Source organism: Tautonia sp. JC769 (assembly GCF_040717455.1).
GTDB lineage: Bacteria > Planctomycetota > Planctomycetia > Isosphaerales > Isosphaeraceae > Tautonia.
In genome coordinates this window covers 87450-110817 of the sequence record NZ_JBFEFH010000014.1, presented here as the reverse complement: position 1 = coordinate 110817, position 23368 = coordinate 87450, and the positions used below count along the sequence as shown (strand labels likewise).

The window sequence follows — 23368 nt, the reverse complement described above, 5'->3', positions numbered from 1 at the left end:
GGTTCTGGAGCCGAGCCGAGCCCGGGGCGGACGCGCCACCCCGACAACCGCTACAACCGGCACACCCGAGACGAACACGCCCCGCCCCGCATTCTCTCCATATGGTATAAATCCCCTGGGTTCGCGTCTCGTCGCGGGACTGAGCGACCGAGAGGTCACGTGCTTCGGTCCGGTGCGGGTGGACGGACCTGGCCGGCGGGTGCCGGCCGCGCATCGATCGGCACCCGTGTGACTTCGCCCGGCTGCTTCGTTGAGGATCGCATCATGTGTGGCATCGCTGGCGCAGTGGACCTGACCGGGGCCCGTCGGACCTTCCCGCTCGATCGGGCCGTGGCCATGACCCGGGCGATCGAGCATCGGGGGCCGGACGCGGAGGGGATTCACCGGGAACCGGGGGTGTTCCTGGGGGCCAGGCGGCTCTCGATCGTCGACCTCGACGGCGGCTTCCAGCCGATGGCGAACGAGGACGGCTCGATCTGGGTCGCTTTCAACGGCGAGCTGTACGACGACGACCTGCTGAGGCGCGACCTGATTGCCCAGGGGCACCGGCTCCACTCGCGATGCGACACGGAGGTCTGGGTCCACCTGTTCGAGGACTACGGCGAGGGGGCCTTCCGCGCCGCGAAGGGGCAGTTCGCCGTCTCGCTCTGGGATCGCAACCACCGGACCGTCCACCTGGCCCGCGACCGGGTGGGCATCTGCCCGTTGTTCTACGCCGAGCGGGACGGGTGGCTCCTGTGGGGGTCGGAGATCAAGGCGTTGCTGGCCTCGGGCCTGGTAGACCCGATCCCCGACCCGAAGGGGCTGGATTCGTTCTTCAACACCTTCTCGGCGAGCATCCGGCGCACCTGCTTCCGGGACGTCCACCTGCTGCCGCCGGGGCACTTCCTGCGGGTCGACAGCGAATCGGGCCGCAAGCACGAGATCACGTACTGGGACCTGGAATTCCCCGACGCGGGCGAGGAGCGGCGTGAGGAGAACGTCGAGGGCCTGATCGAGGAATTCGAGGGGTTGATCCGCAACGCCGTCCGACGCCGATTGCGCGGGGACGTGCCGGTGGTCAGCTACATCAGCGGGGGGCTCGATTCGGCCATCGTGCTGGGCGTGGCGGGGCAGGAGCGGGGGACCCCCCTGCCCGCCTTCTCGGTCGCGCTCGACCGCGCCGGGCCGGACGAACGAACCAAGGCGAGCGAGGCGGCGGCCGGGGTGGGATCGCCCCTGACGCTCGTGGAAATGTCGAAGGCTCGGATCGCCGAGACGTATCCCGAGCTGATCGCCGCCGCCGAGATGCCGGTGATGGACACCGCCTGCGCGACCCTGCTTCGGCTGGCCCAATCGGTTCACCAGTCCGGCTACAAGGTCGCCCTGACCGGCGAGGGGGCCGACGAGGCGATGGCCGGCTATCCGTGGCACCGGATGCACGCCATGCGCGACCGTTTCAAGGCCCGATGGGGGGAGACCGTCCCCCGGATCGGCCGCGAGTGGTTCCTCAACCGGATCTCGACCGACCCGAGGGCCCGCAACCCGAGGTTCCCGGTCCGGGGGGCTCGCGTCGCCCAGCAAGAGCTGTACGACATGCTCGGGCAATCGCGTGCTCGCGTGTATTCGGAGTCGATGTGGTCCTCGATTGATGGGTATAGCGCCTACGGCGAGGACATGGGGATCAGCCACGACCGCTTCGGGCGCTGGCACCCGCTGCACCAGTCGCTCTACCTCGGCTACAAGGTGATGCTGCCGGGGTTGCTCCTGGCCGGCAAGGGGGACCGCGTGGCGATGAACGCCTCGGTCGAGACGCGGTATCCGCTGCTCGACGAGGACGTGACCGCCTTCTGCGCCGGGTTGGCCCCGGAATACAAGCTGCGGGGCAAGACGGACAAGTGGCTGCTCCGCCAGGTCGCCCGGCGCGTCTTGCCCAGCCCGATCGGCGAAAAAACGGCGAGCCGACCCAAGGAGATGTTCCGCGCCAGCCTGTCGCGGACCTTCCTCGGCCCGCACCGTCCGGGATGGGTCGACCAGTTGCTCAGCCCCGAATCGCTCCTCCGGACCGGATTCTTCGACGCCGAGTCGGTCGCGGCCGAGGTCGCCCGACGCCGGTGGTTCCCCCGGGTCACGCCGCGGCAAGGGGGCATGGACCTGAGCCTGACGATGGTCGTCGCCACGCAGCTCTGGCATCACACGTACTGCGGCGGGGGGCTCTGCGACCTGCCGACGTGGTCGGCACCGACGCTCAACCGGGCGGACCTGGCGATCCCCGACGCCTCGGTCTTCGGACCTCACGCGGCGACGGCGGCCAGCGCTTGATTTGATCAGATGCGATCAATCAGGACCGGTTGATCCTGGGCGATGGCCTCGGATAGGCAACGAATCAAGGAGACGAGGGCGGCATCGACCTCGTCTCCCGGTTCGATTGTGTCGCGGGCGAAGCGATCGCGGAGCAGTCGGAGCGCGGCCAGCGTTTCGGACGGGTCGTTGAGCACGGATCGGCCGATTTCGGGGTCGAACAGGCCGCGGTCGGCGATCCAGTCGCCCAGGATCGCCAGACGCTTGATCCGGCGGTCGCACCACCAGAGATCGTGCAGGCCGCGGAGCATCACGTCGAACGTGCCGTACCAGAGGGCGACCGGCGCCGGGTCGTCGTCTCCTGCGGAGAACCGGACTCCGGGTGCGCCGGGTCGGCCGAAATCGTCGGGGTCGGGATCGTCGTCGTCGTCGTCGTCGTACGGCATGGGCGGCGATGGCTCCGCGAGGTCAGCGGCCGGCGGCGGCCTCGGTGGCGAGGGCGTCGGAGGAGTGGCCGAGGGTGGTCCAGGCCCAGCGGAAGAGGTTGCGGGCGTCGGTGTAGCGAGCGTCGCCCGAGGTGCTGCCGAGGACGACGGTGATGACCCGGTCTTCGTCGCGAGCGCCCCGGGCGACGAGGCAGGCGCCGGCGGCGTTGGTGGTGCCGGTCTTCACGCCGTCGTAGCCGTCGGTCGGCAGGAGTTGATTGGTGTTCCGCCAGACGACGTTGCGAGGGGCGTCGTCGGGGTCGAACAGGGTGCAGCCGCGGCGTCGGGTGGAGACGATCTCGGCGAACAGTTCGTTGCCGAGGGCGACCCGGGCCAGGCGGGCGAGGTCGAGGGCGCTGGCGTGGTGGCCGGGGGCGGTCAGGCCGTGGGTGTTGGCGAAGCGGGTGTCGGGCAGCTCCAGCTCGACCGCCAGGCGATTCATGGCGGCGACGAAGCGGGGGAGCGGGTCGACCTCGTGCGGGTCGTCCTCGATCGGGCCGAGTCGGGCGCCGAAGTGCTCGCCGAGGGCGACGGAGGCATCGTTGCCGGAGGGGAGCATCAGGCCGTAGAGCAGCTCTCGGACGGTCAGGCGCTCGCCGGCCCGGACGCCTGCGGTCGAGCCGGAGGTGCGGTCGGCCCGCTCGGAGAAGGTGACGACCTCGTCGAGGATGCTCGGGTCGTCCTCGGCCAGGCGGAGGACGACCAGCGCGGTCATGATCTTGGTGGTGCTGGCCATGTCGAGCGCCGTGTCGTCGTTGTCGCCGCCGATCCGATCGCCGGATTCGGCGTCGATGACGACCCAGGCCTTGGCGGTGACGAACGGCGGGCCGTCGATCGGGTCGGCGGGGGCCTTCTCCTCGGCCCGGCCGTTGACCTCCTCGGGAGACGGGACGGAGGGGGCGGCCTCGGGCTCGGCGCCGAGGGCGTCGAGGGTCTCGGGGTCGGCGTGGCCGCTGGTGGGGAGGTTGCGGAGGCGCTGGAAGCGGATGAGGGCCGCCTGGGTGGCCGGGCCGAAGTCGCCGTCGACCGACAGCCCGGGGGACGGGTCGAGCGCCGCGTTCAGGCGACGCTGGAGCGACTCGACGGCCGGGCCGTTGGCGCCGAATCGGATCGTCTCGGGGGCGTCCTCCCCGGGTTCCGAGGCTTCGGGCAGGCGGTTGAAGTGGTCGTAGACCTCGCGGGCGACGCGGGCGATGAGGCGTTCGGCGGCGTTGTCGTCGGTCCAGCGGGTGTCCTCGTTCTCGGACGTCAGGACGCAGAGGGCGACGGGGCCGCCGGGGGTCTCGATGATCCCGGCCGAGGTGCGGACCTGGCTGACGGCCCCGGTCTTGTGCGCGACCTTGGTGCCGGCAGGAAGAAATCGCTTGAATAGCTTCTCATCCTGACAGTTGAGCAGGTGCTCGTACATGTCTTCCGAGGCATCGGCGTCGACGAGATCGCGGGCGTGGAGCCGCTTGAGCAGGGTGATCATCTCGTCGGCCGTGGTGCTGCCGAGGCCGAACTCGGGGCTGCGATCGGGGAAGACGGAGGTGTCTCGGCGATAGACCTTCGAGTGGAGCTTGGTGTTGGGCAGGCCCATGCGCTCCATCGTGTCGGCCGTGGCCTTGAGGCCGATGGCGTCGGCCACGAGGTTCGTGGCCGTGTTGTCGGAGTAGGCGATCATCAGGCGGATCGCGTCGCGGAGCGGGAACGAGGCCCCGTCGGAGAAGTGGTACGTCAAGACCCCCGAGCCGGGGACCTTATCCCCTTCCGTCAGGGTGACGGCCTGGTCCAGGTCGAGCCCGTCCTCGGCGGCCTGGCGGTAGGCCTCGACCATGACGGGGAACTTGATGAGGCTGGCCGTCGGCATCGGGCGGTCGGCGTCCTTGCGGTACGAATCGCCCGACTCCAGGTGCTCGACCGCGACGGACACCTTCCCCTGATGGGACTGGATCAAGGAGTCGAGCCGCTCATCGAGCGACGTCTGCGCGTGGAGTTGGGGGCCGACGGAGAGGAGCAGGATGGAGACGACACCGAGGGTCGTCAGGGGGACGCATCGGATCATGGCCATTGAAGTCTCGAATGGAGGGCGTCGTGAATCGCTCGATCGGGGGATCCGCCGCCGCCGCATGATCGGCCGAACCGGGGCCGATCGCGCGCGGGAGAGGTGAGCGGCGATCCCGCCATCGTGGCGAATCGCCGGGCCCGACGCAATCGGCCAGGCGGGCCGGCGACGGGGCATTTGCCGGAGGCCCGGGGGCGAGGCCGTGGGCATGGGCGGCCGTTCCGCGTAGAATCGGTTCACCAAGGCCCGCTCCGGCTGACCCGTTGCACCGACGTTTCCAGGGAGCCCGACCGCATGAACCTCCGGCGATCTGTGACGATCGGGGGGCTGGCCCTGATCGTGCCCGCCTCCATCCTCGCCCTCACCTTGCCTTCCGCCGGCGCGGGGAAGCCACGGGCCGACGACGCGGCCGAAGCCTCGCTGTCGCCCTCCGATCCCCACTGGCGAGAACCGGTCGCACTGGCCCCTTCCCCGAATGGGGATTGGCTTTACGTCGCGAACCGGGCGAGCGGGACGCTTTCGGTGATCGACGCAGGCCGACAGGTCGTCGTCGCCGAGGAGCCGGTCGGGGCGGCGCTCGCCGACCTGGCGATCACCCCGGACGGCCGGTCGCTGCTGGCGGTCGATGAGGAGGGTGACCAGGCCGTGCTGCTGTCGGTGGAGGGGCCGAGCCTCGCCGTCGTCGACCGGCTGGCCGTCGCGGACCACCCGGTCGGGGTGGCGATCGCACCGGACGGTTCGAGGGCATTCGTCACGTCGCTCTGGTCGAGGACGGTCACCATCCTCGATTGGGACGCGACCGAAGCCCGGCTGCGGGTGGTGGGCGCGGTGCCCTTGCCGTTCGAGGCGAGGGCCGTGCTGGCGATCGGCGACGGCCGGGCGGTCGTCGCCGATGCGTTCGGCGGGCATCTGGCGGTGGTGGATGGAGAGTCGGCCTCGCTGGTGTCGGTCCGCGAGATCCCGGCGCACAACATCCGGGGGATGTCCTGGGGCATCGAGGGGGATCGGCTGCTGTTGACGCATCAGATCCTGAATCGATCGGCACGGACCGACATGAATGACATCCATTGGGCCGGATTCATCGGCAGCATGCTGCGGACGATTCCGATGACGGCGCTGCTCGACCCGGATGCCGACCTGCACGCGGCGAGCACCCGGCAGCACCTGAGCGACGTGGGGGACGGCGCGGGGGACCCGAACGGCGTCCTGGCGATCCCCGGGGGCCGGATCGCCGTGGCGCTGGGCGGATTGGACCGGGTCGCGTTCGGGCCGGAGGGGAGCTCGATCGGGCAGCGGGTCGGGGTCGGTCGCCGGCCGGTGGCGATGGTCCGGATCCCGGGCTCCGATCGGGTGGCGGTGGCCAATGCGTTCGACGACTCGGTCTCGATCGTGACCCTGGCATACGGGTCGAAGCCGGTGGCGATTCCGCTCGGCCCGACCCCGGAGCCCGACCCGATCCGCCGCGGCCGCTTGCAGTTCTACGACGCGAGGCTCTCGCACGACGGCTGGATGAGCTGCCACAGTTGCCACACCGACGGCCACGCCAACGGCCAGATGGCCGACACCCTGGGCGACGACTCGTACGGGACGCCGAAGCGCACGCTCTCGCTGCTCGGCGTGGGAGAGACGGGGCCGTGGGCCTGGGACGGGGGGATGGAGGCCCTCGGCGATCAGATCAAGAAATCGGTGGCGTCGAGCATGAGGGGATACTCCTTGTATGACGGCGAGGCGGCCGAGATCGAGGCGTTCCTCCGATCGCTGCCGCCCCCCCCTGCCCTGACCGCCCCGGGCGACCCGACGTTCGACGCCGAGGCGGTGGCTCGCGGGGCGGACCTCTTCCGCGACCTCCGCTGCGACCGCTGCCACACGCCGCCGGTGTACACGTCGGCAAAGGTTTATGACGTGGGCCTGAGCGACGAGCAGGGGCAGACCGCGTTCAACCCGCCTTCGCTGCGCGGGGTCGGCCGCCGGCGGATGTACTTCCACGACGGCCGGGCACGCACGCTCGAAGACGTGTTCGAGGGGCACGAGCACCAACTTGAGGAGCCGCTCGGCCCGGACGACCTGGCGGACCTGATCCTGTTCCTGAAGAGTCTGTGACGCGGTCGATCCCCGCGACCGCCCCGCCGGCGTTCGACCCGTTTCTCACCTCCTGACCCGTAGACGAAGGCTGCCATGACACACGGCGATTGCGCGGGACCGGCCGAGGCTCCTGATTCGTCCGAGGGGATGGGATCGGGGGGGATGCACCGCCGGGCGGTCTTGAAGGCGCTGGGGGTGCTGGGGATCGGCTCGGCGACGTTTCATCGGGCGCTGGCGGCCGGGGTGGGCGAGGGGGTGATGGTGACTCCCGAGCTGATCGCGCAGGCCGAGTGGATTTCCGGCCTGGAACTGGACGACGACGAGCGGGCGAGCATTGCCAACGCCCTGATGCGCGCGCTGGCCGATTTCCGGGAGCTGCGGGCCGTCGAGGTCGATTACGACGTGCCGCCGGCCTTGACGTTCCTGCCCGATCCGGGCCTGCGCCCGTCGGCCGAGATCCGCCGCAATCAGGCCGAGCCGACCGAGTGGCACGCCCCGGAACGGCCGGGATCGGACGAGGATCTCGCGTTCCTGCCCGTGACCGAGCTGGCCGGCCTGGTCCGATCGCGCAAGGTCTCGTCGGTCGAACTGACGGAGCTGTACCTCGACCGGCTCAGGCGGTTCGACCCGATGCTCAAGTGCGTCGTCACGCTGACCGAGGCGACCGCCCGGGAACAGGCCCGGCGCGCCGACGACGAGCTGGCCGCGGGGCATTATCGCGGCCCCTTGCACGGGATCCCGTGGGGTGCCAAGGACCTGATGGCCTACCCCGGCTACCCGACAAGCTGGGGGGCGCCGCCGTTCAAGGATCAACGGCTCGACACCAAGGCGACCGTCGCCGCCCGATTGGAGGAGGCCGGCGCGGTGCTCGTGGCGAAGCTCTCGCTCGGCGCCCTGGCGATGGGGGACCGCTGGTTCGGCGGCCGGACCAACAGCCCGTGGGACCCGAGGCGGGGGTCGAGCGGGTCGTCGGCCGGGTCGGCCTCGGCCGCGGCGGCGGGGCTGGTCGGCTTCGCGATCGGCAGCGAGACGCTCGGCAGCATCGTGTCGCCCTGTCGGGCGTGCGGGGCCTCGGGCCTGCGGCCGACGTTCGGCAGGGTGAGCCGGCACGGCTGCATGACGCTCTCGTGGACGATGGACAAGGTCGGCCCGATCGGCCGATCGCTCGAGGATTGCGCCTTGATCCTCGACGCGATCCACGGCGCCGACGGGTTCGACGCCGGGGCCGTGGACCGGCCGTTCGCCTGGCCGCCCCGGGTCAGCCTGCCGAAGCTGCGGGTCGGCTACCTCGACGATCCGGAGCGTCCGGCGTGCGATCGGCCGGAGCTGGCCATCCTGCGGGAGCTGGGGGTCACCCTCGTCCCCATCGCCCTGCCCGACCAGTACCCGACGTCGAGCGTGACGCTGATGCTCGGCACCGAGGCCGCCACGGTCTTCGATGCCCTGACGCGGGCGAGCATCACCGAGGGGCTGAATAGCTGGCCGATCACCTTCCGGCGCGGGCAGTTCATCCCGGCCGTCGAGTATCTCCGGGCCGCCCGGGTCCGGACCCTGCTCATGCGAGCCATGGCCGAGTTGATGACGTCGGTGGATCTGTACGTCTGCGACGCCGACGACCTGGCCCTGACGAACCTCACCGGCCACCCGACGGCGGTGCTCCCCTTCGGGACGAAGGAGATCGACGGCCGGGAAGGGCCCGGCTCGGTGACCTTCACGGGCCGCCTCTACGACGAGACGACCCTGCTGGCCGTCGCCTCGGCGTTTCAACTGCGGTCGGGCGACCACCTGCGGCGTCCTCCTCTGCAGCGGTTCCTCGCCGAGTCGGCCTCGGACGACGAAGCCTCGTGATCTCGCCCGACGGGGGACGGTCCCCCTGGGCGAGATCGGTCCCGAATCGGGTCGTGCTCATCCCCGGCCAACGCTTCTTGCCCCGGCGACCGCGGACCGCGCGACCGCCCGGATGACCCACGCCCCGTCCCATCAAGCCCCCTCGACCCTCCATGGAAACCTCGATCGAACTCGTCGTCCGCCCGACGGAAATCGACGTCAATGGCCATGTGAACAACGGGAAATACGTCGATTATCTGGAATGGGGCCGGGAAGACTGGTACGAGCGGCACCAGCTCGACTACGACACCCTGCTGTCACTCGGCGCCATCACGGTCACGGTCAATCTGAACCTCAACTTCCGCCGGGAATGCCGGCAGGGGGAGCGATTGACCGTCGTGACCCGCCCCGAGCGGCTCGGCCGGACCAGCTTCGCGCTGAGTCAGGAGATCCGGAAGGCGGACGGGACCATCGCCGCCGATGCGGTCGTCACCCTGGTGACGATCGACCCCGGGTCCCGAGCCAGCCGTCCCGTCCCGGAACCACTCGCGAAACCGTTCACCGCCTGACCCGACCCGATCTGACCCGACCCGCCCCGGCCCGGCAATGCGACGGTTCAACCGGTCGGGTCCGAGCGGCGTCGCGTGATCTCCCGGATCGCTCCCGAAGGCTTCGGCCCCCGCGGCCGGCCTCCCGCCCATCGTCCGGTCCGGCCTCCCCGGCCGATCGACCGTCGGGGCTTGAGTCATTTTCCACCGCTTCCCCTCCGCCCTCGTCCGGCTGGGGCGGGTTTCGGGGTTGCGCCCCAGGCCGGACGAACTCCCCCCGCTCCTTGGTTTGCTTTTGGAAATTTTTCACCAAAGTCAACCCAGTCGTTTGACTCGACGCAAATATCCTCGTATTTTCTAGCTGTGCAGGGCACCCAGACATCCCAGATTTACAACTCGAAGGTGTCCTGACCTCCGCCTCCGTGCTTGGGGTGGTTGTCTCACCGTATCGAGCCCGGAACGTCTTGGTGACTTGAGACGAGGCCGGGCGCTCTGGCCGGTTCTGGAATAAGGCGGACGTCGGGCGGCGTGGGGCCCTTGCAAAGGGGGCATCCTCGGCCGGGCGGAGGCCTTCGGTCACCAGGGCCGGTGGTTCGTGATGGCATCAGGGTCAGACGCTTCGATTCGCAATTCGCATATGCGGAGGAATTTCGGGATGATCTCATTGCTTCGCCGATCGGCATACTCAGTGGCTTGCCTCGGTGCCCTCTCGCTGGGCGTGCCTCACGTGGCGCTCGCCGGGCTGTTCGGACACGGTTCGAGCGGCGGCTCCAGCGGCGGCTCGCACGGCTCCAGCGGCGGCTCGCACGGCGGGGGCCTGTTCTCGAAGCACCACGGCTCCAGCGGCGGGTCGAGCGGCGGCTCCAGCGGAGGCTCGCACGGCGGTGGGTTGTTCAAGACCAGCCACGGCTCCAGCGGCGGGTCGAGCGGCGGCGGCCACAAGGCCGGCGGCCTCTTCTCGAAGCACCACGGCTCGAGCGGCGGCTCCAGCGGCGGGTCGAGCGGCGGCGGCCATAAGAGCGGTGGCCTGTTCTCGAAGCACCACGGCTCGAGCGGCGGCTCCAGCGGTGGCGGCCTGACCAAGACCAGCCACGGCTCCAGCGGCGGGTCGAGCGGCGGGTCGAGCGGCGGCGGCCACAAGGCCGGCGGCCTCTTCTCGAAGCACCACGGCTCGAGCGGCGGCTCCAGCGGCGGGTCGAGCGGCGGCTACGGCTCGACCGGCGGGTCGCACGGCTCGGCCGGCGGCTACTACGAGGCGACCCCGCAGTACGCCCCGGTCGCCGCCCCGCAGGCGGCCCCGCAGTACGTCCCCGTCTCTCAGAACGGCGTGCTGAACATCTCGGTCCCGGCCGACGCCAAGGTCTACCTCCAGGATCAGCTCATGACCCTGACCGGCGCCGAGCGTCGGTTCGTCACCCCGCCGATCGCCGAGGGCGAGCTGTTCGTCACCAACGTCCGGGTCGAACTCGAGCGGAACGGCCAGGTCGTCTCCGAGACGGTCGAAGCTCGGGTCAACCCGGGTGAAGAGGTCAACGTCGCCGTCGACCTCGACGGCTCGGTCGTCCTCGCCGGTCGCTGATCGGTGGGCGGCTGATCGCTTTGAGAAAAATGACCCGACCCGGGCGGCTCGCCCTCGGTTCCGTCGCAAGACGATCGAGCGGGCCCCCGGGTTCGGGTCGTCAGGCAGAAGGGACTTGGATCGGATCGATCACGGAGGTCTCGAAATGGACGTCGATTCGGATCGCGATCGCGACCGCGATCGTGACACTCACAGGGATGATGACGGTCCCGGGCTCGACGCCGGCCCGGCTCCTCGACGGATCGGGCGACGCTCCTTGCGGTGGGCGGTGAACGCCTGGCTGGCCTTGCACGTCTCGGCGATCATCATCGCCCCGGCCTCGGTGGCTCCCGCATCGGCCCTCGCCCAGACGGGCTGGGAGCTGGTCCACCCTTATCTGCAACTGCTCTTCCTGAACCACGGCTACCACTTCTTCGCCCCCGAACCGGCCGAGAGCACCCTGCTCGGCTACGTGGCCGAGCGGGAAGACGGCACCGTCGTGACCGGGCAGATCCCGAACCGGGAGATCGGCCCGCGGTTGCTCTATCACCGCCACTTCATGCTCTCGGAGCACATGGCGGGGACCGATCCCGAGTTGCGGGAACTCTGGCACCAATCCTTCGCCCGCCACATCGGGCGGAAATACGGCGCCGATCGGGTGAGCCTGACGCAGATCACCCACTACCTGCCGACCCGGGAGATGGTGCTCGAAGGGGTCCGGCTGGATGACCCGGCCAGTTACGCCGAGCAACCGCTGGGGGTGTACCAATGGGACGAGTACTGAGCCTTGCCATCGAGGCCGTCCGCGATCGCCTGCAGGCGGTGGGCGACGGCTGGAACCGCTTCTGGTTCTCCCCGGCCGACCCGACCCTGCTCGGCGTGCTTCGCGTGCTCGCCGGCCTGATGCTGCTCTACACCCACGCCGTCTGGGGCCTGGCGCTGGACGACTTCTTCGGGCCCGACGCCTGGCTGAGCGTCGAATTGGTCCGCACCCTCCAGGAATACCAGTACGCCTACTCCTTCTGGTGGTGGATCGAGCCCGACTGGATGTGGACCGCCTACGGCATCTCGATGCTGATCCTGGCGATGTTCACCGTCGGGCTCTGGACCCGGGTGACCTCGGTCCTCTCGCTGATCGTCGCCATCTCGTTCGCGCACCGGACGCCCGAGGCGATGTTCGGACTCGATCAGATCAACGTGATGCTGACGCTCTACCTGACGATCGGCGATGCCGGCCGCGCCGTCTCGGTCGATCGCTGGCGGGCCCGACGCCGGGGGGAATCGGCCGTCGCTCCCGGCGCCCGCGCCAATTTGGGCCAGCGCCTGATTCAGGTGCACATGTGCACGATCTACTTCTTCGCCGGCATCTCGAAGCTCCAGGGGCTTGCCTGGTGGAACGGCGAGGCGATGTGGCTGGCCTTCGCCAATCTTGAGTATCAATCGATGGACATGACCTGGCTGGCCGGGCATCCGCTCCTGATCAACGTCGCGACGCACACGACGATCCTCTGGGAAGTCTTCTTCTGCGCCTTGATCTGGAACCGGAATTGGCGGCCGATCTTCCTCGCCGGCGGGACGGCGATGCACCTGGGGATCGGCGCCTGCCTGGGCATGTGGACGTTCGGCCTGATCATGCTCGTCGGCTGTGCCTCGTTCCTGCCGAACGAGCGGGTCAGGCAGTTCGTCGAGGTCCTGGCGACCCGGCGATCGCGGGCCGTCCCGGTCTCCTTCCCGATCGCCGCGAGCCCGCAGGCGGCCTCCTCCGCCCTGCTCGGCGGGCCGCACCAGGCCCTGCCGATCGTGGTCACGGTCGATTACGGCCCGCACCGATCCGCGAACGGGTCGCATCGCGTCCGGGGTTGATCATCGAGATGTGAGTCGACGAACGTCCGGGAGCATGATCGAGGCACGCTTCGATCGCTCCCGGGCGTTTCGCCGCGCGTTTGCTCCGGATCTGTCCGTCAGCCCCGGCCGACGAAGGGCATCCCTGCGGCCATGACGGTCAGGAACAGGACATTGGCGTCGGGCGGCAGGCTGGCCATGTAGAGGACGGCGCGGGCGACGTGCTCGGCGTCGATGGTCGGCTCGGGGGCGACGGAGCCGTTCGCCTGCCGGACGCCGCCCTGCATGCGGGCGGTCATCTCGGTCGCGGCATTGCCGATGTCGACCTGCCCGCAGGTGATGCCGAACGCCCGGCCGTCGAGGGCCGTCGAGCGGGTCATCCCCGTGATCGCGTGCTTCGCCGCCGTGTACGGGGCCGAGTCGGGCCGCGGCACATGGGCCGAGACCGATCCATTGTTGATGATCCGCCCCCCTTGCGGCTCCTGGCGTTTCATGAACCGAAACGCCTCCCGGGTGCAGAGGAACGTCCCGGTCAGATTCGCATCGATGACCCGCCGCCACTGGTCGAGCGTCACGTCTTCGAGCGGGACCGCCGGCGCCCCCGTCCCCGCGTTGTTGAAGAGGAGGTCGATGCGTCCGAATGCCCGATTCGCGGCCTCGAACAAGGCCCGGACCGAGTCAGGGTCGGTCACGTCGGTCGGCACGGCGATCGCCCTCGATCGCGCCCGGCCGGATTGTTCGAGCGTTTCGTCCAGGGCCTCGCGCCGACGCCCCGCCAGCGCGACCGCGTACCCCTCACGCAGCAACGCCAGGGCCGTCACGCGGCCGATCCCCGATCCCGCGCCGGTGACGATCGCGGCTTTGACGCTCGGGTCCATCGGACCGCCTCCCTGATGATCCTCCTGAGGATGCGTCCCGCTTCGGACGGGTCGTCAGGGAGGCTGGTCGGGAAAAGTAATCGGCGACGAGGGATTCGAACCCCCGACATCCTGCGTGTGAGGCAGACGCCCGATGCCGTTTTCCCGGGTTCATTGCAATTCGTTGTGACGACTCGACCGTCTGTCCTACCGGATCGTCACAGAAATCGTCACACCGTTCAAGAGGCCGAAACCCAGAGCTGCCCGGGAGCCGACGCCGACCAGGCCCGTCCGGACGGAGATGACCTGGGAGCCGGCGACCCGTCGCTGGAAGACGAGCTCCAAGGGCGAGTCGTCCACCGTCTCGTGCAAAGCCCTCGGCGTCCCTCCGGCCAAGGTCGAATCGTGCCCGGCGGCACATGCCTGGCGGCAGGCCAGGGCCCGGGGAGGAGACGGAGGCCCCCGCGGACCGAGCCGGGGGGCTCGGTCCGCGGGGGGAGGAACAAAGTGACCGCCGAGGGGGTCAATTGAAGTCGCTCTCGTCGATCGAGGCCAGGAACGCGTCGATGGACGACGCACTCGGCCCGTCGTCCTCGGCGTCGCCGTCGTCGTCGTTGACGGCGTCGAGCCGGTCGCTCAGGGAGGCCAGGACCGGGACGACCCGCGGCGAACGCTGCCCGAAGGTCTCCATGTCGACCGTCGGGTCGGAGAACGCACGGAGTCGCCACTGGGCGAGCACGCGGTCGAAGGTCCCCAGGTCGGCCTGGGCCGGCCCGCCGTAGCCGCCGGGGGCGGCGACAGAGCCCACCTGCCCCAGCGAGATCATGCGGGCCGAGGACCCGTCCGAGGGGAGGATGAACCACTCGGCCGAGCTGCCATCCCCGCTCGTCCGGAAGGTGGCGATGTCGGCCTTCCCGTCCCCGTCATAATCGGCCGGCACCGGCTGATCGACGCCGCCGCCGGCCCCGAAGAGGACCGAGTAGGCCGAGGCGCCGTCCGACGGCAGGATGAACCACTGGGCGGCCCCGGGGACGAGGTCGCTGTCGGCCCGGAAGGTGGCGATGTCGGCCTTCCCGTCCCCGTCGTAGTCGGCCGGGACCGGCATGTCCATGCCGTTCGCGGCCCCGAAGAGGACCGAGTAGGCCGAGGCTCCGTCCGACGGCAGGATGAACCACTGGGCGGCCCCGGGGACGAGGTCGCTGTCCGGCCGGAAGGTGGCGATGTCGGTGACGCCGTCGCCGTCGTAATCGGCCGGGGCGGGCAGGTCCATCAGGCCCGAGGCACCGAACTGGACGCTGCGAAGCTCGCCGGTGCTCGAATCGAGGATGAGCCAGGTGGCCCCGTCGGTGTAGGGGTCGAAGACGGCCATGTCGGAGCGGCCGTCGCCGTCGAAGTCGCCGACGACCGGGATGGCCCCCTGGCCGCCGAGCAGCCCCGACATGGTGCCGCCGGACGACAGCAGGATGGTGAACTGGCCCGAGTTCAGGGCCGGGAAGTACTCGTACAGGGAGAGGTCGGCCTTGCCGTCGCCGTCGTAGTCTCCCATGACGACCGTCACCGCGATCGAGACCGACTCGGATGCCGACCCGTCATAGTTGCCCGATCCGTCATAGACGGCCTCGACGTTCACCAGGCCGTACGGCAGGTCCGAAACGCTGAGGGTCGCCACGCCGTCGACCAGCGGGGCCGAGCCGAGCAACTGCCCCACCTGGAAGAACGAGACTTCGCCGTCGGGCGTCCCGCCCCCGGGGGTCACCGGGGCCACCGTGGCCGTGAGCACGACCGGCTGGCCGACGACCGCGAGGTCGGTCGAGGAGACCAGCGTGGTCGTGGTCGAGTCGGCGGCGACGTCGACGCCGATCGTGATCACGCCCTCGCCGACGAAGCTCGTGTTGTCGAGGAACTGGAACGAGAGCAGGTAGATGCCGGTCGAGTCGAATTGGACCGTGATGCTCCCCTCGCCGTCCGAGTCGAGCAGGATGTCGTCCTCGGGGACGCCGTTGATGCTCATCCGGACGGTCCCTTGCGGGATGCCGGCCCCGGGCGCGATCGTGGCCGTCGACAGGTCGAAGGTCAACGACTCGCCGGTGACGGCCGAGGTCCCGCTCGGCACGACGGAGACCCCGACCACGGCCGGATTGACCCCCTGGACGAGCACCGGCGAGGTGCTCGAAAGGTAGAAGTCGTCGCCGAGGTAGTTCGCCGTGATCGAATGCCCGCCCACCGCCAGGTCGGAGACGGCCAGCGACGCCACTCCGTCGACGAGCGGGGCCGAGCCGATCGAGACGGCACCCGAGAAGAACTCGACCGTGCCAGTCGGCGTCGGCATCCCGAGCAGCGCCCCGGAGACGGTGGCGGTGAACGTGACGCCCTGGCCGAAGGCCGAGGGGTTGGCCGAGGCGATCACGCTCGTGACCGACGGGGCCTCGCCGACGACCTGGCCGCCCTCGAGGGAGCCATCGCTCGGCAGGAAGTCGGAATTGCCGTCGTAGGCGACGAGGACGGGGTAGATGCCCGGGTTCAGGCCCGAGATCTGCAGGCTGGCCATGCCATAACCATCCAGCGGGACGCCCGAATACGTCGTCCCGTCGATCAACAGCGAGACGAAGCCGGTCGGGGTGCCGACGGAAGCGGTCACGGTGATGGTGAAGGTCACGTCGTCGCCGAAGGCCGAGGGGTTGGCCGAGGACGTCACCGTGGTGGTCGTCACGACCACGGAGGTCAGCTCCACGTCGTCGCCGTCGCCGCCGACGTAGCTGATCCGGAAGCTCGCGCCATCGATCTCGAGGACCGCCCCCTCGCCGAGGCCGGCGAAGGTGCCGACGATCGGGCTCCCGCCCTGGTTGTCGAGGATCAGGAACTGGTCGCCCGCCCCCGGTTCGAAGCCGTCTCCCAGGGTGACCAGCAGGGTCGCCCCGCCGAGGTTGACCTCGCCCTGGGCGATCATCTGGTCGTAGTCGTCGATGGCGACCGTGCCGTCGATGTCGACCGCGAAGGTCGAGCCGCCGGCAAACGCGAGGTCCCCGTCGACCGTCAGGGTGCCCGGCGAGTTGCCCGGCGCGACCGTGGCGCCGGCCTGGACGATCAGGTCGGGCACCATGCCGAGGCCGCCGAGGGTGGTGCCGTCGGCCATCGTCAGGCTGCTGCTGTCGGCGATGCTCCCGTTGACGACCAGCGTGCCGCCGCTCACCACGGTCGCGCCGGTGTAGCTGTGGTAGCCGGAGAGGGTCATCGTGCCGGTGCCGGCCTTGATCAGGCTCCCCGCCCCGCTGATGTCACCGGCAAAGCTGGTGTCGGAGTCGTTGCCGCCGGTCGTCAGGGTGAAGGTGTTGAGATCGACGGCGCTGTTGGCAAAAGAGCTGGCGAGCGAGCCGATCGTCTCGTCGGAGTCCAGTCTCAGCGTGTCCAGCGAGGTGACGATCACGGATGTGGTGTCCGCCAGCGCGGATCCGCCGGAGAGGGCCACGATCCCCTGGTCGATGTTCAGGACGGAGAAGGAATTCGTCCCGGAGAGCACCATGGTGCCGGCGCTGGACTTGGTGAGGGTCGAGGCGCCGGACTCGGTGATCTCGCCGCTGATGGTGAACGTCCCGCTCATGGCGTGGATCCGGGCATCGGAACCGAGGACGATATTGCCCGCCCAGGTGTTGCCGTCGCTGGTGCTGGCGAGCGCCCCGGAGAAATCCCCGGTGCCATTCAGGCTGGTGATCGTCTCGTTGACGGTGATCCCGCCGCTCACCTCGAGCCTGGCATCGGCAGCGATCGAAGTCCCCCCGGCGGTGGTGCCCAGCGCGTTGGCATTCGAGATGGCCAGGGCCCCCGCGTTGACCGAGGTCGTCCCGGTGTACGAGTTGTTGCCGGAGAGGGAGAACGTCCCGGCGCCCTGCTTGACGAAGTCGCCGTCGCCGACGATCACGCCCGAATAGCTCGTGTTCGCATCGTTGCCGCCGGCGGTCAGCGTCGACGTCCCGAGGTCCACCACCGAGCCCGAGCCGGCCAGCGAGCCGATCGTCTCGTCGGCATCCAGCATCAGCGTGCCGCCCGCGTTGACGGTCACCGCCCCGGCGTCCGCGATCGCGGAGCCGCCGCCGAGGGCCAGGGTGCCGGCGTTGACCGTGGTGGCCCCGGTGTAGGAGTTGGTGCCGCCGAGGTCCAGGGTGCCGGCGCCCCCCTTGGTCAAGGCCTGCGAGCCGGAGATGTTCCCCGAGGCGACCAGCGTGGCGCCGTCGATCGTGACGATCGTCGTGTCGGCCGTCAGGACGAGGTCGAGGCCGAAGGTCGAGGACCCGCCGGAGTAGGTCGCGGAAATCCCGCCGTTCAGGTCGATCGCGTTGCCCGAGATGTCGTATCCGGCGCCGGCGATGGTGATGGAGCCGAACCCGGTGTTCGCGGCGAAGTCATTGAAGCTGGCCAGCCGGGCGGCGCCCTCGGCGAAGATCAGGTTCGCGCCGGCGACCGGGGCGACGTCGCCGACCCAGTTGGCGGCGGTGGTCCAGAATTCGTCGGCGCCGCCGCCGTCCCAGGTGAGGGTGATGCCGGTGACGGTCAGGACGACGTCGTTGTTGTCCGTGCCCCCGGCGTAGGTGATGGTGAATTCGTAGGGGCCGCTGGTGAAGGTGGCCCCCTCGGCCAGGCCGGCGAAGGTGCCGGCGATCGGGTCGCCGTCGCCGTCGTTGTTGATGATGATGAATTCGTCGTTGAGCGCCGGCGCGAAGCCGAGCGAGACGTCGAGCGTCGCGCCGCCGAGGTTGACCGAGCCGGTGACGTCGAGCTGGTCGTAGCCGGAGCCGGCGGTCGTGCCGTCCAGCTCGACCGCGAAGGTCGACCCGTCCACGAGCGTCACGCTGCCCGAGCTGAGGATGCCCGGCGAGTTGCCGGGGGCGAGCGTGCCGATGCCCGAGATCGCCACGTTCGGGAGGACGCCATTGCCGCGGAGGGTCCCGTCCACGAACACCAGGTTGCTCGTGGCGAGCGAGCCGTCGACGATCAGCGTGCCGTCGCCGACGTTCACGTTCCCCGTATGCGTGCTCGTCCCCGTCAGGACCAGCGTGCCGGCGCCGTTCTTGTCGAAGTCCACCGACCCGCTGATCGCCCCGCCGAGCGTCAGCGTGTCGCCCCCATCAACGCCGAACGAGGTATTATTGATTCCGGTGATGCTGATGTTGCCCATCAGGGCGTTGTCGCCGGAGACATTGACGACCTTCGAGAAGCCCGCGAGCGGGAGGCCGTCGATGACAATCGAGTGGATCGCCGGCTGGGTGAACCCGCCGCTGAGCTCGAGCGTGGCCCCGGACTGGATGGTGACGGTGTTGGCCGTGGCCGGGTCGAGGAACGCCCCATAGCTCGCGGCCCTCAGGAAGCCCGAGGTCACGGTGAGGCTGCCGTCGTACCGCTGCTGGGCCTCGAGCACCGTGCCGCCGAACGCGCCGTTGGTGATCGTCAGGTTGCGCGCGGGGCTGATGTCGGTGTCGTCGATGATGCCCTGGATGGTCAGGGTCGACATTTCGGCGGCGCCGATCTGGCTGTCCCCGAGCATGTTGATGGCCCCGGTCAACGTCGCCGAGCCGGAATCGACGGCCAGGACCCCTCCGCCGCCGAGCCCAGTGCCCTGGATATTGAAGGCCTCCGCGACCGTCAAGTCGGCGCCGTTGAAGAAGACGGAGGCGCCATCGGAGACGATCGTCCCGCCGGTCGTGGTGCCCAGCGCGGCGTCGTTCTCGACGCGGAGCGCCCCGGCGAAGACGTTGGTCGCCCCGTCGTAGGTGTTCGCCCCGGAGAGGGTGAGGGTCCCCGTGCCGACCTTGGTGAGGCCGCCGGTGCCGGAGATCACGCCGTTGTAGGTCGTGTCGGTGGCGTCGCCCACCGTCAGCGTGTTCGCGCCGAGATTGACGGAGCCGCTCCCGGCCAGCGAGGCGATGGTACCGTCGCCGTAGATCGCCAGGATGCCGGTGGCCCCAATCGTCACGGCACTGGTCGCAGGCAGGATCGCGCCACCCTCGATTCCAATCCCGCCGTCGTTGATGTTCGTGGCGCCGGAGTACGATGCGGCCTGGTTGAAATAGAGGCCGCCCTCGCCGGTCTTGGTCAGGCCGAACGGGCCCCCGCTCTCGCCGACGGCCCCGTAGAAGTCGACGACACCGCCGGTCGCGACTTCGACGGTGATGTCGTCCAGGAGGACCAGGTCCATAAAGAATTGCGAGGTGCCCGACGTGAACGTCCCCGTGACCCCGCCGAGCAGGTCGATCGGGTTGCCGCTGAGGAGGTAGCCGGCCCCGCCGAAGGTGATGGTGTTGAAGTCGGTGTTGGCGGCGAAGTTGTTGTTGTTGTTCAGCCGGGCGGCGCCGTCCGGGAAGACCAGGCTCGCGCCCTCGACAGGGACGATGTCGCCGACCCAGTTGGCGGCGGTGCTCCAGTTGTTGTCGCCGCCGCCGCCGTCCCAGGTGTAGGTGATGCCGGTGACGGTCAGGACGACGTCGTTGCCGTCGCCGCCGACGTAGGAGATCGTGAACTGGTAGGCCCCATCGTCGAACGTCCCCCCCTCGGGCAGGCCGGCGAAGGTCCCCGTGACCAGGTCGATGCTGTCGTCGTTGTCGATGATGACGAACTCTTCGCCGATCGAAGGCGCGAAGTTGAGCGTCACGTCGAGCGTCGCGCCGCCGAGGTTGACGTCCCCGCTCACGGCGAGCTGATCGTAATCGGTGCCGACGCTCAGGCCATTCAGCTCGACCTCGAAGGTCGTGCCGGCATCGAACGCGACGCTGCCGGAGGACAGGATGCCGGGCGAGAGCCCCGGGGAGACCGTGCCGCCGGTGGAGGTGATCGCGCCCACCGTCCCGTTGCCGCCGAGCGTGCCGCCGGTGTTGACCTGGACCCCGCTGCTCGCCGAGATGTCCCCGGCCACCAGCAACGTGCCGGCGTCGACGGTCGTCGTCCCCGTGTAGGTGCTGCTACCCGAGAGCGTCAGCGTCCCGTCGCCGATCTTCGTCAGGTTGTTGGCCCCCGAGATGATCCCGGCAAGTTCGAGCGATCCCGAGACGACCTCGTACTCCTGGCCGGTGATCTGGTTGATATTGCCCAGCAGCGCATTCTCGCCTGTGATGCTGATCACCTTCGCCGCGCCCTCGGGCCCGCTGCCGAAGAAGTTGTACGACTTCGTCGCCGGGATCGTGAGGCCGCCGACCAGTTCGAGCGTCGCCCCCTCGGCCCCCACCGTCGCGGCGGCGGCCGGGTCGCCGAGGGCATCCTCATTCGTGAGTCGGAGGAAGCCGCTGTAGGCGTAGGTGGCCCCGCCGTAGGTGTTGGCCGCGGTCAGGGTAATCCGGCCCGTGCCGCCGCCATCGTACCGCATGGCACGGGTGCCGGCCCCGTCGTCGATCACGCCGTTGATCGTCATCGCCTGGCCGTCGGCGGTGGCGAGCCGGGAGTCGGCCGTCATCGTGATGGCGCCGTCGAGCGTGACCTCGCCCGACTCCACCCGCAGGGCGCCGTTGTTGCTGATGCCCGCCCCGGCGATCGTGAACGCCTCATCGAAGGTCATCGCCCCCCCCGAGAACACGAGCATCGCCCCGCTGCTGACGGTCGTGCCGGCGGCCGTCGTGCCCAACGCGCCCTCGCTCTCGACCCGGAGGATCCCGGCGTCGACGAGAGTCGCCCCGGAATACGTGTTCGCCCCGGAGAGGGTGAGGGCCCCCGTGCCGACCTTGGTGAGGCCGCCGGTGCCGGAGATCACGCCGCCGTAGGACGTGTCGGAGGAGTCGCCCACCGTCAGGGTGTTGGCCTCCAGGTTGACGCTCCCGCTCCCGGCCAGCGAGGCGATTGCGCCGTCGCCGTTGACCAGCTTGAGGGTCCCGGTGCTCCCGATCGTCACGGGGCTGCTCGCCGGCAGGATCGCGCCCGCGTTGACCGTGAGGATCCCGTCGTTGATGTTGGTGGCGCCGGAGTAGCTCGCGGCCTGTTCGAAGTAGAGGTCGCCCCCGCCCACCTTGTTCAGGTCGAACGAGCCCCCGCTCTCGCTGACCTGACCGGTGAGGTCGATGACACCGCCGGCCGCGACGTCGAAGGTCGGGCTGGCCAGGAAGACGAGATCCATCGCGAGTACCGAGGTCCCCGAGGTCAGGGTGCCCGAGACCCCGCTGAGCAGGTCGATCGAATTGCCCCCGAGGAAATAGCTGCCCTCTCCGACCGTGATCGTATTGAAATCGGTCCCGGCGGGGAAGTCGTTGTTGTTCGATAGGCGGTCCGCGCCGAGCGGGAAGACCAGGTCGTCCCCCTCCACCGGGGCCGTGTCATCCACCCAGTTCTCAACGGTCGTCCAAAGGGCATCGTCACCGCCGCCGTCCCAGATGCGTGTGGCCAGCAGCCGGCGATGCTCGAGCGACTCCAGGCCCAGATGCACGCGTCGGCGACGTGCCCGCTCGCTCGCCTTCCGCCTGGAACTCGACTGATCCGATCGTGAACCGGGACGCTCGAACATGGATGTGCTCCTCGGATGGTCGAGCCGGCGGCTTCGTGGGCGGCTCGAGAGCGGTTTTCTCGGCCCCGGCGACACGCCGATGGCCTCGGACACTGGACCTGGAACCCGCCGAGACCTCAGCGGAGATCGTCGGCCCCGAGAGTCTGTCGCGCGACCCATAGGCTCGCGATCGTCAGGAGGTCGCACTCCGGCAGCGACGATTCGCAATCGAACAAACAATCACATAACTTCGATGCCTGGCATCGCACCGGGTCAGGGTTCATCCCCTGGGATTGGCGAATCCGATCGATCGTGCTCGTGCTGGAGAGGGTGACGATCGGGCGCTGTCACGTTCGAATCTGGAGGCACGAACGGCCGGAAGCCGCTCGATTCGCGAGTCGGCTGAAAGTTCGATTGAAGGGGAAAGCCGAGATCCGACCGTCAGCCGCCTCACCTCGGTCACGATCACCGCATCCAGCCCCTCCGGATCACGCCCTTCGACCGGCAAGATCAGCCGGGACGCACCGGAAGGGATCGCTTGAAGGCGAGCGATGCCGACTCCAGGCCTGGACGAACATGGCAAGCCCGGCGTCGGGCTTACGAAATCTTCGTCCAGGCTTATATTGGCAAGAACGTTTGAGGGAGCATAGATTAGAAATTCGAGGATGTCAATGACCTGGTTCCGCCCGGATTTTCGGAGATCATTCCGGGAGCAGTGCCCGGAGCGGGCGGCGACGCGGGTGTCGCCCCCTCGCCCATCGCCACATCGCTGGCAGCGAGAGCGGAAGGCGAGGCAGTCGCCAGGGCAGGATTGGTCGAGATTCCCCTGAGTCCCCGTCGAGAGGGGCGGGCAACTCACACCGATTTCAACGCGACGCCATTCATACCAGAGATGCCGGCTCGGCGAAGAACAACCATGGCCAGCGTCGGAACCGGGGCAACAGGCCGGATCGCCGCGTCCACCTCCCGCGAGGCAGCGACTGCGCGATCATTGACCGGGAGGCTCCGATCATTGACCGGTTCCGCATCGAGATGCTGGCAGTCGCGCCGGGCGTCGGACCAGGCATGCTCCCGACATCGGGACGCAGCCAAGTCGTTCGTCAAGCGCAAGGCGACGGCGCGCAGGGAACCCCGACCGACGGCAACGACGATGGTCGCCGTCCGATCGGGAGATCGAGCGGGTCACCAGGAACTCGGCCGAGGACCAGCCAGGAGGCCACTCAGAGGCCCGACCGGATGACCGAATCGTCAAAGCAGAGGCTGTCGCCCAGGTTGTTTTCCCGCAGCGACTGGGAAGTGGGCGATGAGGGATTCGAACCCCCGACATCCTGTGTGTAAAACAGGCGCTCTAACCGGCTGAGCTAATCGCCCGAGGGGATGCGTGCCAGGTCAT

At 69.3% G+C, this 23368-nt stretch carries 11 protein-coding genes and 1 tRNA gene; 7 read left to right on the top strand and 5 right to left on the bottom strand.

From position 1 onward, the window contains the following. Positions 1–264 precede the first annotated feature (264 nt). Positions 265–2301: an asparagine synthase (glutamine-hydrolyzing) gene (gene asnB / locus AB1L88_RS15080; protein WP_367097499.1), complete on the top strand. Its 2037-nt coding sequence runs from the start codon at positions 265–267 to the stop codon at positions 2299–2301. A gap of 5 nt (positions 2302–2306) precedes the next feature. Here the strand turns inward: asnB and AB1L88_RS15075 are convergent, their stop codons facing one another. Both AB1L88_RS15075 and AB1L88_RS15070 read right to left on the bottom strand, forming a co-directional pair. Continuing rightward, a complete protein-coding gene (locus AB1L88_RS15075; RefSeq protein ID WP_367097498.1) occupies positions 2307–2726 on the bottom strand; it encodes a hypothetical protein in 420 nt (139 codons plus the stop codon). A gap of 22 nt (positions 2727–2748) precedes the next feature. Then, positions 2749–4815: a serine hydrolase gene (locus AB1L88_RS15070; RefSeq protein ID WP_367097497.1), complete on the bottom strand. Its 2067-nt coding sequence runs from the start codon at positions 4813–4815 to the stop codon at positions 2749–2751. Positions 4816–5103: 288 nt separating this feature from the next. Here AB1L88_RS15070 and AB1L88_RS15065 point away from each other — a divergent pair, with 288 nt between their 5' ends. The 6 genes from AB1L88_RS15065 (at position 5104) to AB1L88_RS15040 (ending at position 12687) form a co-directional block, all read left to right on the top strand. Continuing rightward, a complete protein-coding gene (locus AB1L88_RS15065; protein ID WP_367097496.1) occupies positions 5104–6909 on the top strand; it encodes a cytochrome c peroxidase in 1806 nt (601 codons plus the stop codon). Positions 6910–6984: 75 nt separating this feature from the next. After that, complete coding sequence (locus AB1L88_RS15060) at positions 6985–8739, top strand: amidase (RefSeq protein WP_367097495.1); 1755 nt, start codon at positions 6985–6987, stop codon at positions 8737–8739. Between the two features lie 152 nt (positions 8740–8891). Further along, positions 8892–9287, top strand: a complete 396-nt coding sequence (locus AB1L88_RS15055) for an acyl-CoA thioesterase (RefSeq protein WP_367097494.1) — start codon at positions 8892–8894, stop codon at positions 9285–9287. A gap of 634 nt (positions 9288–9921) precedes the next feature. After that, positions 9922–10845, top strand: coding sequence for a TIGR03000 domain-containing protein (locus AB1L88_RS15050; RefSeq protein ID WP_367097493.1), 924 nt, complete (start codon positions 9922–9924; stop codon positions 10843–10845). A 145-nt stretch (positions 10846–10990) separates the two neighbouring features. Next, positions 10991–11608 (top strand): hypothetical protein, encoded by a 618-nt coding sequence (locus AB1L88_RS15045; RefSeq protein WP_367097492.1) that lies wholly within the window; start codon positions 10991–10993, stop codon positions 11606–11608. Then, the gene (locus AB1L88_RS15040) at positions 11593–12687 is read left to right on the top strand and encodes an HTTM domain-containing protein (RefSeq protein WP_367097491.1); all 1095 of its coding nucleotides are present in this window, start codon (positions 11593–11595) and stop codon (positions 12685–12687) included. Before AB1L88_RS15045 ends, AB1L88_RS15040 begins: the two co-directional genes overlap by 16 nt. A 98-nt stretch (positions 12688–12785) precedes the next feature. On the opposite strand, the gene AB1L88_RS15035 is transcribed toward AB1L88_RS15040, so the two are convergent. The 3 genes from AB1L88_RS15035 to AB1L88_RS15025 all read right to left on the bottom strand — a co-directional run bounded on the left by AB1L88_RS15035 (position 12786) and on the right by AB1L88_RS15025 (position 23346). Next, complete coding sequence (locus AB1L88_RS15035; protein ID WP_367097490.1) at positions 12786–13544, bottom strand: SDR family oxidoreductase; 759 nt, start codon at positions 13542–13544, stop codon at positions 12786–12788. A 502-nt stretch (positions 13545–14046) separates the two neighbouring features. Then, positions 14047–21996 carry an autotransporter-associated beta strand repeat-containing protein gene (locus AB1L88_RS15030; RefSeq protein ID WP_367097489.1) on the bottom strand — a complete coding sequence of 2650 codons (7950 nt, stop codon included), beginning with the start codon at positions 21994–21996 and terminating at the stop codon, positions 14047–14049. Positions 21997–23272: 1276 nt separating this feature from the next. After that, positions 23273–23346 (bottom strand) — tRNA-Val (locus AB1L88_RS15025). Positions 23347–23368 lie beyond the last annotated feature (22 nt).

What these genes read in the sequence shown, in the direction of transcription:
- AB1L88_RS15055 (WP_367097494.1), top strand. Translation starts at nt 8,892, where the DNA reads ATGGAAACCTCGATCGAACTCGTCGTCCGCCCGACGGAAATCGACGTC.
- AB1L88_RS15060 (WP_367097495.1), top strand. Translation starts at nt 6,985, where the DNA reads ATGACACACGGCGATTGCGCGGGACCGGCCGAGGCTCCTGATTCGTCC.
- AB1L88_RS15050 (WP_367097493.1), top strand. Translation starts at nt 9,922, where the DNA reads ATGATCTCATTGCTTCGCCGATCGGCATACTCAGTGGCTTGCCTCGGT.
- AB1L88_RS15075 (WP_367097498.1), bottom strand. Translation starts at nt 2,726, where the DNA reads ATGCCGTACGACGACGACGACGACGACGATCCCGACCCCGACGATTTC.
- AB1L88_RS15070 (WP_367097497.1), bottom strand. Translation starts at nt 4,815, where the DNA reads ATGGCCATGATCCGATGCGTCCCCCTGACGACCCTCGGTGTCGTCTCC.
- AB1L88_RS15035 (WP_367097490.1), bottom strand. Translation starts at nt 13,544, where the DNA reads ATGGACCCGAGCGTCAAAGCCGCGATCGTCACCGGCGCGGGATCGGGG.
- AB1L88_RS15065 (WP_367097496.1), top strand. Translation starts at nt 5,104, where the DNA reads ATGAACCTCCGGCGATCTGTGACGATCGGGGGGCTGGCCCTGATCGTG.
- AB1L88_RS15045 (WP_367097492.1), top strand. Translation starts at nt 10,991, where the DNA reads ATGGACGTCGATTCGGATCGCGATCGCGACCGCGATCGTGACACTCAC.
- AB1L88_RS15030 (WP_367097489.1), bottom strand. Translation starts at nt 21,996, where the DNA reads ATGTTCGAGCGTCCCGGTTCACGATCGGATCAGTCGAGTTCCAGGCGG.
- asnB (WP_367097499.1), top strand. Translation starts at nt 265, where the DNA reads ATGTGTGGCATCGCTGGCGCAGTGGACCTGACCGGGGCCCGTCGGACC.
- AB1L88_RS15040 (WP_367097491.1), top strand. Translation starts at nt 11,593, where the DNA reads ATGGGACGAGTACTGAGCCTTGCCATCGAGGCCGTCCGCGATCGCCTG.